The organism is Streptomyces sp. NPDC016845, from assembly GCF_044332585.1.
Classification (GTDB): Bacteria; Actinomycetota; Actinomycetes; order Streptomycetales; family Streptomycetaceae; genus Streptomyces.
Window position 1 is genome coordinate 24263 of the sequence record NZ_JBIRPI010000011.1, and the last position, 11935, is coordinate 36197.

Below are 11935 nucleotides of genomic sequence, written 5' to 3' on the forward strand. Positions count from 1 at the left end.
GGACTGGATACGTGTGCGGGGTCATGGCTGGTCGAAGAGGCCGTTGACCTTGTCGTTGGCCGACTTCAGGGCCGAGGCGGGTGAGGTCTGGCCGAGGATCGCCGACTGGACGGCCTCCTGGACGATCGGGCCGATCTCGGTGCCGTGCTCGGTGACGGGCAGCTGGAACGTGATGTTCTTGTCCGCCACCGCGTCGGTGAAGACATGCACGTCGCGGCCGTTCGCCTTGTGCGTGGCGAGCGCCTTCTCGGTGGCGGACTTCAGCGCGGGGAAGACGACGGCGTGCTTGGCGACGAGGTTCTGGCAGTCGGGCGAGGCCAGGAACTTGACCCACTTCCAGGCCTGGTCCTTGTGCTCGGAGCCGGCCCAGATGGCGTCGGAGAGGCCGTTGATGGCGCTCTTGCGGCCGCTCGGTCCGGTCGGCAGCGGCGCGAAGGCGAGCTTCTGCTTGACCTTGGGGTCGGTGAAGGTGGGGATGGTCCACGAGCCCGCGACCATGATGGCGCCCTTGCCCGCGGTGAGCAGCTCGGAGTTGGCGACGGTGGACTGCTTGTCGAAGCGGGGCGCGTAGCCCTTGTCGATGAGGTGCTTGAACCAGCCGATGGTCTCGGCGAGTTTCGGGTCGTCGTAGCGGTACTTCGTGCCCCACGGGTTCTTGTCGAGGTAGGTGAACCCGTTGGCGGCGGCGAGGTCGCCCCAGCCGTTCTGGCCCTGGGAGCCGTCGGCCCACTCGGGCAGGAACCCGTACGTCTTGACCTTGTTCTTGTCGAAGCCGGGGTCGAGGCCGTCGCGGCCCTTGTCGTCGACGGTGGCCTTGGCTATCGCCTGCTCCAGGGTGCCGCCGTCGTCGGGGTTCCAGGTCAGGTCGTTCAGGGCGGCGGCGTCGACGCCCTGCTTCTTCAGCATGGTGGTGTTGTAGACGAGGGCCATGGTGTCCCAGTCCTTCGGCAGCCCGTAGCGCTTGCCGTCCTTGACCCAGGTGTCGGCGAGCCCCGCCTGGTAGGCGGAGAGGTCGAGCTTGTCCTTCTCGACGTAGGGCTGGAGGTCGAGGAGCTGGTTGCTGGTGGCGAACTGCGGATAGTAGGAGGCCTGGTTCGTCCAGACGTCGGGGGCTTCTCCCGAGGTCAGCTGGGTGGTGAGGTTCTGCCAGTACTGGGCCCAGGCGGTCTGGGTGATCTTGATGGTGATGTCGGGGTTGGCCTTGTGGAAGGCGGTGGCGCACTCCTGGTAGGCGGGGAGCTGCTTGTCGTCCCACAGCCAGTAGTCGATGGTCGCGCCCGAGCCGGCGCTGTCGCTCCCGCCCGAGCAGGAGACGAGGGTGGAGGTGGCGGCCAGGCAGAGCAGGGCCGCGCCGACGCGCAGGTGCCTGGTCTTCATCGTCTTTGTCATCGTGAGGGGCCTCTCGGGGCGTGGCATCTACTTGATGCCGGTGAAGTTGAGGGACTCGACCAGGCGGCGGCCGAGCAGGATCAGGAGGATGAGCACGGGCAGGACCGAGAGGGCGGAGCCCGCCATCAGGCCGGTCCAGTCGGGCTGGGTGTTCGGGGACTGCTGCTGGAAGATGCCGAGGGCGACGGTGAGGACGCGGGTCTCCTCGTCGCGGCCGGTCAGCAGCGGCCAGAGGTAGTCCTTCCAGGCCCACACGGTGGTGGTGAGCCCGATGGTGATGAGCGGGCCGCGGCTCATGGGGAGCACCACCTTCCAGAAGATGCCCCAGGAGCCGACGCCGTCGAGGACGGCCGCCTCCTCCACTTCTCGCGGGATCGAGAGGAAGAACTGGCGCAGGAAGAACACGGCGAACGGCGTCATGAGCACGCTGGGTGCGACCATCCCGGCGAACGTGTTCAGCCAGCCGAGGTTCTTCACCAGGACGAAGTTGGGCAGCACGGTGAAGATCGGCGGCACCATCAGCGCGGCGATCAGCACCCCGAAGACCACGTCCCGGCCGGGGAAGCGCAGGCGGGCGAAGGCGTAGCCCGCCATGGCGCAGAACATCGTCTGCAGCACGGCGATCAGGCCGCTGTAGACCACCGAGTTCAGCAGGTAGCGCAGGAAGTCCACCTGCGCGCCCGAGCCGCCGGCGGCCCGTGCCTCCTCCTCGCTGGTGAGCCCGAGGACCCGTAGGAAGTTGACCATGGTCGGGTGCTGCGGGACGAGGCCCGTGCCGTCGGAGTAGATGTCGGCCGCCGGGGTCAGCGCGGTGCGGATCATCCAGTAGAAGGGGAAGACGGTCAGGAGCAGGGCGACGGCGAGCGCGGCCCACGCGGCGATCCGGCCGGGCGACATCTTCCGGCGCGCGCTCCTGGTACGTACGCCATCACGTACGCCATTCCCCGTGCTCTTGATACGTGTGCGGTTCACGGTCCGTCCGTCTCCTCAGGCCAGGTCCGAGCGGGACGCGCGCAGCAGACGCATCTGCACGGCGGTCAGCACGCCGAGGACGACCGCGAGGACGACGGCCACCGCGGAGGCGTACCCCATGTGGAAATTGGTGAAGGCCTGTTCGTAGATGTAGAAGTAGATGACCCGGGTGGCACTGACGGGTCCCCCCTTGGTGGTCACCGCGATCGTGTCGAAGATCTGGAACGAGCCGATCAGTGACACGACGAGGACCAGGGCGAGTACGGGACGCAGCAGCGGCAGCGTGATCTTCGTGAACATGCGCCACTCGCCGGCGCCGTCCAGCGACGCGCTCTCGTAGAGGTGTTGCGGGACCTGCAGCATTCCGGCGTACAGGAGCAGTGCCGTGTATCCGGTGTAGGCCCAGGTGTTGACGGCGGCGACGGTCGGCATCGCGAGGCCGGGTGAGGTGAAGAAGCCGGTGGTGCCGAAGCCGAGGGCGTCGAGGAGGTGGTTGACGAAGCCGAGGTTGGCGTCCAGGAGCCACATCCACAGCAGTCCGACGGTGACGTTGGGCACCAGCCACGGCACGAGCAGCATCGCCCGCAGCGCGACCGACTTGGTCAGGCGGTGCATGAGCGTGGCGAGGAACAGGCCGAGGACGGTCTGGGAGCCGATGTTGAGGACGACGTAGTAGCCGGTGACCTTCAGCGCGTTCCAGAACTGGTCGTCGCCGATGAGCTTGGAGTAGTTGTCCGCGCCGGTGAAGTTCGGCGGGGAGAGCAGGTTGTAGTCGGTGAGCGAGTAGTAGATGCCGCGGATGGTCGGATACGCGTAGAAGAGCGCGAAGCCGATGAGCGCGGGCGCCAGGAACAGCCAGGCCGCTTTGCGGTCGTCGCGGGCCCTGCGCGGTTTGCCTGAGCGGGCGGTCCGGCCCGGGGCGGGTCCCGCGATCTCAGGTGGTGGCGCAAGTGCCGTGTCCGCGCCCATGGTTCGCCTCCGAGCGGATCTTCGCCGCACCTCTTGTCAGTGGGGCTCCATGGACACATATTGATGAGCAGCAGCGAAACTTTGTCAATGCTGGCGCATAAGAATTGATCAGCGCCGCCCGAACTCACAGCTTCGCCGCTGACCCGTTCAGGACTACAACTCCCCTACTAGGTACGGAGGTTGACCCGTGCACACCTTCGCCCGACGACGTGGCAGAAGACTGCTCGCCGCACTCGGTTCCTCGGCCATCGCACTCGCCCTGGCCGCACTACCGCTCACGGCAGAGGCCGCTCCGGCGGCCGGCCCGGCCGCGACCCCGGCCTCGGTCTCGGCTCAGGGCGCACCCGCCCGGCCGGCTCCGGGCCCGGCCCCCGACCCCTCGCTCCCGGCCCACGCGCTCACCCGCGCCGACGCGCCCGTCGACAATCCGCTCAAGGGCTTCGCCCGCTTCTACCAGCCGGGCGGTGACCAGAACACGGGCTATCCGCACTCGCTGACCTGGAGCTACTTCGGCCTCTCCGAGGTCATGAACGACGCCTCGGACTGCGGCCACTACGACTGGTCGGTGCTCGACAAGGCGCTGAACGAGACCGCCTCGTACGGCAACCAGGCCGCCATCCGCTTCTACATCGAGTATCCGGGCGGCAGCGGCGGCCACCCGGCGAACGCGATCCCGCCGTGCTTCGCCGGGCACGTCGACAACCGCGCGAACAGCTACTGGAACACCACGAGCCCCGACTACGACAGCCCGTACCTGCTCGACGCGCTCAAGAGGTTCATCGCCGCCTACGGCGCGCGCTACGACGGCGACCCCCGGATCGGCTTCATCCACATGGGTCTGGTCGGGCTCTGGGGCGAGTGGCACACCTGGCCCTACGACACCGACACCTCGGGCGACACGTATCCGGACTACATGCCCACCGACGCACACGGCGCCGAGATCGTCCGGGCCTACGACAGCGCCTTCAGCCGCACGAAGGTCGAGGTGCGCTACCCGGAGTCGGCCGGTGGCGCCGCCGACAGCCTGCCGGAGATCGGCTATCACGACGACTCGTTCTGCTTCCGTGAGGGCAGCCCGCTCGCCGGGGTCACGCTGCCCGTGTCGATGGGCGGAGCCTCGTACTCGCAGCTGCAGAAGTCCCTCGAACACGGGGTGGAGAACCGCTGGACCACCGCCTCCATGGGCGGTGAGGTGCGCCCCGAGATCCAGTCCACCGCCTTCGCCGACTGGCCCGGCGGCTCGGGCGCGGTGGACGACATGAAGGCGTGTCTTGAGCTGGAGCACACCACCTGGAAGATCAACGAGGGCAGTGCGAACTACTCCCCCTCCGACGCCGGGGTGGGCGCCGCCGTCCGGCTGATGGGCTACGACCTCAACGTCGACCACGCCTACTTCCACGACTCCGCACAGGGCAGCACGAAGGTCGGGGTGCGCATCAACAACAGCGGTGTCGCACCGTTCTACTACCCCTGGACGGTCAGCCTCGGCCTGAAGAACTCCGCCGGGGACGTGGTCAAGACCTGGGCCACACCCTGGGACCTGCGCAAGGTCATGCCGGGCAGGATACGTGCCTTCCCGGACTGGGGTGTCGGCTCCGACCCGGCCTACCTCGACTACGGGTACGCCCAGTACTTCGACACGACGGTCGACCTGTCGGGCGTCGCGTCAGGTGGTTACCAGCTCGTCATGAAGGTCAAGAACCCCCTGGAGGACGTCAGCGCCACCGCCAAGAAGCTGCGCTTCGCCAACTCCGGGCAGCACGCGGACGGCTGGCTCGACCTCGGCGCCATGACCGTCGGCCCCGGCTCGGGCACCACCGCGTCGTACGAGGCCGAGGCCGCGGGCAACACCCTCACCGGCACCGCCGTGGCCGCCGGCTGCGCGGGCTGCTCCGGCGGCCACAAGGTCGGCTACCTCGGCAACGGCGCGACTCTCACCTTCCGCGGGATCGACGGCGGCAGCGGCGGCACCCGCACGGTGACCCTGCACTACGCGACGGCGGAGCCCCGCTCCGCGACCGTACGGGCCAACAGCGCCGCCACCCGCACGCTCGCTTTCGCGCCCACCGCCGACTGGACGACGACCGGCACCACGACCGTGTCGGTCGGCCTGAACGCGGGTACCGGCAACACGCTCACCCTCGCCAACCCCTCGGGGTGGGCGCCCGACATCGACCGGATCACCGTGAGGTGAGGGCGGTGCGGCGGGTCCGCTGGCGCGGCGGACCCCCGCACCACAGGGTGGAGGCAGCAGCGGACCCAACGAGGAAAAGGGCGTGGACGCGGTGGCCGACGAAGGGATGCGTTGCCTGGTGACGGGCGCGAGCGGCTACATCGGTGGCCGGCTCGTGCCGGAGCTGCTCGACGCCGGCCACCGGGTGCGCTGCCTGGCCCGCACCCCCGCCAAGCTCCGCGACCACCCCTGGGCCGAGGACACGGAGATCGTGCGCGGTGACGTCATGGACGCCGCCTCCGTCCGCGAGGCGCTGACCGGCGTCGACGTCGCGTACTACCTGGTGCACGCCCTGGGCACCGGCGACTCCTTCGAGCAGACCGACCGCGAGGCCGCGCAGATCTTCGCCGACCAGGCCCGCGAGGCAGGCGTACGGCGCATCGTCTACCTCGGCGGGCTCACCCCGGCGGGCGTCCCGGAACACGAACTCTCCCCGCACCTGCGCTCCCGCGCCGAGGTCGGACACATCCTGCTCGACTCCGGGGTGGCGACGACCGTCCTGCGGGCCGCCGTCATCATCGGCTCGGGCTCGGCCTCGTTCGAGATGCTGCGCTACCTGACCGAACGGCTGCCGGTGATGGTCACGCCGAGCTGGGTGCGGACCCGCATCCAGCCGATCGCCGTGCGCGACGTGCTCCGTACGCTCGTCGGCAGCGCCACGATGCCCCCTGACGTCAACCGCGCCTTCGACATCGGCGGCCCCGACGTCCTCACCTACCGCGCCATGATGGTCCGGTACGCGGCCGAGGCCCGGCTGCCCAAGCGGCTGCTGCTGCCCGTGCCCATGCTCACGCCCGGCCTGTCCAGCCACTGGGTCGGCCTGGTGACGCCCGTCCCCGCGGCCATCGCCCGGCCGCTGTGCGAGTCGCTGCGCCACGAGGTGATCTGCAACGAGCACGACATCGCCCAGTACGTGCCCGACCCGCCGAACGGGCTCGTCGGCTTCGACGAGGCCGTGACGCTCGCGCTGCGCCGCGTCCAGCAGGCCGCGGTCTCCACCCGCTGGTCCTCGGCCTCCTACCCCGGCGCGCCCAGCGACCCGCTGCCCACCGACCCGGACTGGGCGGGCGGCTCCCTCTACACCGACGAGCGGGAGCGTGTCGTCAACGCGGACGCGCGGCGGCTCTGGGACGTCGTCGAGGGCATCGGCGGCGAGCACGGCTGGTACTCCCTGCCGGTGGCCTGGGCCGTGCGCGGCTGGCTCGACCGGGCGATGGGCGGCGTGGGACTGCGGCGCGGGCGGCGCGACGCGTCCCGGCTCCGGGTCGGTGACTCCCTGGACTTCTGGCGCGTCGAGGAGATCGACGCCGGCCGGCTGCTCCGGCTGCGCGCCGAGATGCGGCTGCCGGGACTCGCCTGGCTGGAGCTGGCCGTGGAGCCTCTCGGCGACGGCCGCTCCCGCTACCGGCAGCGTGCCTTGTTCCACCCGCACGGCCTGGCGGGACAGGCGTACTGGTGGAGCGTGGCACCCTTCCACGCCGTGGTCTTCGGCGGGATGGCCCGCAACATCGCCCGCGCCGCCGAGCGCGGTCCCGGGCGCTCCTGATACCAACCGCGGAAAAGATGTCGCCCTCCGGACCCATCCGCCCGCGCCCCGGCTCCGTATCACCACCGCACCCGTGATCCCACGGGGCGCACACCCGGAGCCCGGAGGTCCGCCAACGTGAAGGAAGCCGTCCACATCGAGCCACCACCAGGGGCGGGGCCCAGCCTCGAGGAGCTCATGGCCGATGTGGCGAAGGGAGACAAGGACGCCTTCTCCTCGGTGTACGAGGCCGTGGCCGGCTCCGTCCTGGGCGTCGTGCGCGGCGTCCTGCGCGACCGCGCCCAGTCGGAGGAGGTCGCCCAGGAGGTGCTCGTCGAGGTGTGGGGCAACGCGGCCCGCTACCGCACCGACCGAGGCACCGCCATCAACTGGGTGCTCACCCTCGCCCACCGCCGCGCCATCGACCGGGTCCGCTCGGTGGAGGCCGCCGCCGCCCGGGACCGCAAGGCGGCGCTGCTCGACCGCACCCCCGAGTTCGACGAGGTGACCGAGGCGGTGGAGGTGCGCCTGGAGGCGGAGCAGCTGCGGCGCTGTCTGCGGACGCTGACGGAACTCCAGCGCCAGTCCGTGTCGTTGGCGTACTACCGCGGCCTCACCTACAGCCAGGTCGCTGAACTCCTCTCCGTGCCGCTCGGCACGGTCAAGACTCGACTGCGCGACGGGTTGATCCGGCTGCGCGACTGCCTGGGGGTGAGTGCGTGAACACCGCCGATCTGCACACGCTGACCGGGGCGTACGCGCTGCACGCGCTCGACCCGGAGGAGCAGGCCGCGTTCGAGCGCCACCTCGACGCGTGCCCGGCCTGCGTCCAGGAGGTGCGGGAGCTGTCGGCGACGGCGGCCCGGCTCGGCCGCGCCGTCATGGTCGTACCGCCGGACGGGTTCAAGGAGTCGGTCCTGCGGCGGATCGACGGCGTGCGCCAGGAGCCGCCGCGCACCGCCGCGCCGGCGAGCGTCCCGGCGGCCCTGCGCGGCCGACGCCTCTCGCGGTGGGCGCTGGCCGCCTGTCTCGCGGCGGTCGCCGCGCTCGGCGGGACCACGGTGTGGCAGTACCAAAAGGCAGAGGACGCCCGGCAGGAGGCGCGCGCGGCGCAGCGGGCCACGGACCAGGTGGCCGATGTCCTGGCGGCGCCCGACGCCCGGACCCGTACGGCACGCCTCGCGGGCGGCGCGAGCGGCACCGTCGTCGTGTCGCAAGAGCGCGACAAGGCCGTGTTCGTGGCGGCTTCCATGGCGCGGCCGCCGGGCGGCAAGGTCTACCAGCTGTGGTTCGACGACGGCGGCACGATGCGCCCGGCCGGGCTCATGGACCCCGGACGCGGCGCGCAGAGCGTCCTGATGGCGGGTCCGGTCGGCAAGGCGACCGGTATGGGCATCACGGTGGAACCGGCGGGCGGTTCGCAGCGGCCGACATCGGCGCCGGTGGCGGTGGTGCCCCTGCCCGCCTGATCCGATCGGCCGGACGAACCAATCCGAGCGAGCCGCGGGGACGGATTCCGGGACATGAACGACACGGACGAGACCGACGACACCACACCACCACCGCTCTCCCGCCTCACACGTGTGTCACTGGGCGCGCTGAGCGGGCTGCTCGCCGGATACGCGGCGATCGCCGTCGCCGAACTGGTCGCGGCCGCCGTGCGGCCACAGGCCGGGCCGGTCGTCGCGGTCGGCGGCGCCGCGATCGACCGGACGCCGCCGGCGGTGAAGGGCTGGGCGATCCGCCAGTTCGGCACGGACGACAAACTGGTGCTGCAGCTCGGCATCCTCGCCGTGCTGACCCTCCTGGCCCTCGCCCTCGGTATCCTCGCCGCCCGGTGGCGGCGGGCGGGCGCGGCCGGGGTCCTGGTCTTCGGGGTCGTCGGCGCGCTGGCCGCGGTGGGCCGGCCGGACTCGACGAGCTTCACGGACGCGCTGCCGTCCGCCGTCGGGGCGGTCACCGGCGCCGCTCTCCTGTACTGGCTGGCCGGGCGCCTCACCGCGGCACATGAGGCGTCCGGTGACCCCGACGAGCCGGGCTGGGACCGCCGCGGTTTCCTCGTCGCCGCCACCGCCGCGGCCGTCGCGTCGACCGGTGCGGGAGGCGCGGGCCGGGCCCTCAGCGGGTCGCGGGGCAAGTCCGCCGCCGCCTCGCGCAGGAGTGTCGTCCTGCCCGCCCCGGCGTCGGGGGCCGCGCCCGTGCCCCGCGGTGCGGCGCTGCGGATCGGCGGCGTCAGCCCGTTCATCACCCCGAACGACGACTTCTACCGCGTCGACACCGCCCTCACCGTGCCGAAGGTCGACGCCGGCGGCTGGCGCCTGCGCATCCACGGCGAGGGCGTCACCCGTGAACGCACGCTGTCCTTCGCCGAGTTGCTGAAGATGCCGCTCGTCGAGCGTGACATCACCCTGACCTGTGTCTCGAACGAGGTCGGCGGCCCCTACGTGGGCAACGCCCGCTGGATCGGTGTCCGCCTGGCCGACGTGCTCAGGCGGTGCGGGGTGAAACCGCCGTCGGAGGGCGGCCCCGCCGACCAGCTCGTGGCGCGCTCCGTCGACGGCATGACCATCGGCAGCCCCGTCGACGACGTGATGGACGGCCGCGACGCGCTGCTCGCCGTCGGCATGAACGGGCAGCCCCTGCCGTTCGCCCACGGCTTCCCCGTCCGCATGGTCGTCCCCGGCCTCTACGGCTATGTGTCCGCCTGCAAGTGGATCCAGGACATCGAGCTGACCACGTTCGACGCCTACGACTCCTACTGGGTCCAGCGGGACTGGGCGCGGCGGGCGCCGGTCAAGACCGAGTCGCGCATCGACACGCCCAGGCCCTTCGCCCGGCCGGGGCCGGGCACCGTCATGGTGGCGGGGGTGGCGTGGGCCCAGCACCGCGGCATCGACAAGGTCGAGGTGCGTGTCGACGACGGGCCCTGGGAAGAGGCGCGCCTGGCCGCCGAGGACACCCGCGACACGTGGCGCCAGTGGTCGTACGCCTGGCAGGCCACCAAGGGCGGTCACACGCTGACGGTCAGGGCCACCGACCGCACCGGTGAGACGCAGACGGAGAAGCGCGCCCCGACGATCCCGGACGGCGCCTCCGGGTGGCACTCCGTCGTGGTCACCGTCGACTGACCACGGGACCCGTACACGCTCGTCGTCACTCGTTCGGGGAATCCGCGAAGATCCACCAATCCGCGTAGCGATCAGTTCCGGAATACCCACGACGAAGGCAGATCGCCTTTGCGAACCAGCTAGTTGCACCGACTCGTCGAGGAGTTGCCATGCGTACCGGAATCCGTCGTATCGCCGTAGCCGTCACCGTCAGCGCCGTCCTGCCCCTGGCCCTGACCGCGTGCTCCGACAGCGACTCCAAGGACAAGGCGTCCGACAGCGCCTCCGCGGACTCCTCCGAGGGAGCGGACGCGGGCTCGGACATGGCGAGCCCCTCCGACTCCATGGGGTCGATGTCCGAGCCGTTCGGCCCGGGCTGTTCGTCGGTGCCGAAGGACGGCGCCGGCTCCTTCGACGGCATGGCCGAGGACCCTGTCGCCACGGCCGCCTCGAACAACCCCGCGCTGTCGACGCTGGTCTCCGCCGTGAAGAAGGCGGGCCTCGTCGACACCCTCAACAACGCGAAGGACATCACCGTCTTCGCGCCCACCAACGACGCCTTCGCCAAGATCCCCAAGGCCGACCTGGACAAGGTCATGAACGACAAGGCCATGCTCACCAAGGTCCTGACCTACCATGTGGTGGGCCAGAAGCTGGCGCCGAAGGACCTGGAGAAGGGTTCGTTCGAGACGCTGGAGAAGTCGAGGCTGACCACGTCCGGCTCCGGCGAGTCCTACAAGGTCGACGACTCGGCGAACGTGGTCTGCGGCAACGTGAAAACCGCCAACGCCAACGTCTACATCATCGACTCCGTGCTCATGCCCAAGAGCTGAGTCCGTCAGTCGTCGTTCTTGCCCAGCACGTGGTGGACGGCCTGGCGCGCCTCGTAGAAATCGGTGTCCGAGACGTCCGGGTCGTCCTCCACCTCGCTCAGCCAGTCCTCCATGTCCTGCGGCTGCCACAGGTCGAGGCCCCGGGGGACTTCGAGCGTCGTCGTCCTCGCCCGCAGTTGCTCCACCGCGACGGCCTCCTGGACACTGCGCGTGCTCACCTCGGTCACCGCGCCACTCCTTCCGGTCTGCAAAGGGCAACGGACGGGCGACCTTGCCAGACACACCCCGGGCCTGTCCAAAACGGCACGCGTCCGCTACGGCGTGAGAACGCTCACCCGCCCCCTCAGCTCGGCCGAGAACACGTCGGCGGCCTGCTCCAGGGCCGCGGCGGACGCGGGTGCGATGACCGTGCGGTCGCCCTCGACGGTGATGTCCTTGTCCAGGGTGAACCAGCCGGGCACGATGTGCGCCGCCCCCATGGAGGTCAGGACGGGGCGCAGCGCGTAGTCGATGGCCAGCACGTGCGCGACGCTGCCGCCGGTGGCGAGCGGAAGGACCGTCTTCCCCGCGAGGGCGTACTGCGGGAGCAGGTCGAGCAGCGCCTTGAGCAGCCCGCTGTACGCGGCCTTGTAGACGGGTGTGCCGATGACGATGCCGTCGGCGCGGGCGAACCGCTCCGCCGCGTCGGTGATCGCCGGGTGGCCGAAGTCGGCCCGGAGCAGCGCGTCGGCGGGCAGGTCGCGGACGTCGAGCACGCTCACGTCGTGGCCGCTCCCGACGAGCCGGGCGTCGATGTGACGGAGGAGGCGGCCGGTGCGTGAGGTGGCTGACGGACTGCCGGAGACGGAGAGGACTGCGGCCATGGGAGAACCTTTCGGGTCCGGTGAGGCGTGCGGTTGACCGGTGG

At 70.7% G+C, this 11935-nt stretch carries 11 protein-coding genes; 6 read left to right on the top strand and 5 right to left on the bottom strand.

Translation table 11 applies throughout. The features are described from left to right. Positions 1-21: 21 nt before the first annotated feature. The 3 genes from ACH4RC_RS24865 to ACH4RC_RS24875 all read right to left on the bottom strand — a co-directional run bounded on the left by ACH4RC_RS24865 (position 22) and on the right by ACH4RC_RS24875 (position 3330). Positions 22-1377, bottom strand: a complete 1356-nt coding sequence (locus tag ACH4RC_RS24865) for an ABC transporter substrate-binding protein (RefSeq protein WP_398204750.1) — start codon at positions 1375-1377, stop codon at positions 22-24. A gap of 39 nt (positions 1378-1416) precedes the next feature. Then, positions 1417-2286 (bottom strand): carbohydrate ABC transporter permease, encoded by an 870-nt coding sequence (locus ACH4RC_RS24870; protein ID WP_398204752.1) that lies wholly within the window; start codon positions 2284-2286, stop codon positions 1417-1419. Between the two features lie 90 nt (positions 2287-2376). After that, a complete protein-coding gene (locus tag ACH4RC_RS24875; protein WP_398204755.1) occupies positions 2377-3330 on the bottom strand; it encodes a carbohydrate ABC transporter permease in 954 nt (317 codons plus the stop codon). A 187-nt stretch (positions 3331-3517) separates the two neighbouring features. Here ACH4RC_RS24875 and ACH4RC_RS24880 point away from each other — a divergent pair, with 187 nt between their 5' ends. The 6 genes from ACH4RC_RS24880 to ACH4RC_RS24905 all read left to right on the top strand — a co-directional run bounded on the left by ACH4RC_RS24880 (position 3518) and on the right by ACH4RC_RS24905 (position 11028). Then, positions 3518-5524: a DUF4832 domain-containing protein gene (locus tag ACH4RC_RS24880; RefSeq protein WP_398204757.1), complete on the top strand. Its 2007-nt coding sequence runs from the start codon at positions 3518-3520 to the stop codon at positions 5522-5524. Between the two features lie 106 nt (positions 5525-5630). Continuing rightward, positions 5631-7109, top strand: coding sequence for an SDR family oxidoreductase (locus ACH4RC_RS24885; RefSeq protein WP_398205156.1), 1479 nt, complete (start codon positions 5631-5633; stop codon positions 7107-7109). A gap of 117 nt (positions 7110-7226) precedes the next feature. Then, the gene (sigK, locus tag ACH4RC_RS24890) at positions 7227-7811 is read left to right on the top strand and encodes an ECF RNA polymerase sigma factor SigK (RefSeq protein WP_398204760.1); all 585 of its coding nucleotides are present in this window, start codon (positions 7227-7229) and stop codon (positions 7809-7811) included. Then, positions 7808-8557, top strand: a complete 750-nt coding sequence (locus ACH4RC_RS24895) for an anti-sigma factor domain-containing protein (RefSeq protein ID WP_398204763.1) — start codon at positions 7808-7810, stop codon at positions 8555-8557. Before sigK ends, ACH4RC_RS24895 begins: the two co-directional genes overlap by 4 nt. A gap of 54 nt (positions 8558-8611) precedes the next feature. Beyond that, positions 8612-10216: a sulfite oxidase gene (locus ACH4RC_RS24900; RefSeq protein WP_398204764.1), complete on the top strand. Its 1605-nt coding sequence runs from the start codon at positions 8612-8614 to the stop codon at positions 10214-10216. 149 nt (positions 10217-10365) lie between these two features. Further along, positions 10366-11028, top strand: coding sequence for a fasciclin domain-containing protein (locus ACH4RC_RS24905; RefSeq protein WP_398204767.1), 663 nt, complete (start codon positions 10366-10368; stop codon positions 11026-11028). Between the two features lie 5 nt (positions 11029-11033). On the opposite strand, the gene ACH4RC_RS24910 is transcribed toward ACH4RC_RS24905, so the two are convergent. Continuing rightward, positions 11034-11255 carry a hypothetical protein gene (locus ACH4RC_RS24910; RefSeq protein ID WP_398204769.1) on the bottom strand — a complete coding sequence of 74 codons (222 nt, stop codon included), beginning with the start codon at positions 11253-11255 and terminating at the stop codon, positions 11034-11036. Between the two features lie 87 nt (positions 11256-11342). Next, positions 11343-11891: an NADPH-dependent FMN reductase gene (gene ssuE, locus ACH4RC_RS24915; RefSeq protein WP_398204772.1), complete on the bottom strand. Its 549-nt coding sequence runs from the start codon at positions 11889-11891 to the stop codon at positions 11343-11345. Between the last annotated feature and the right edge of the window lie 44 nt (positions 11892-11935).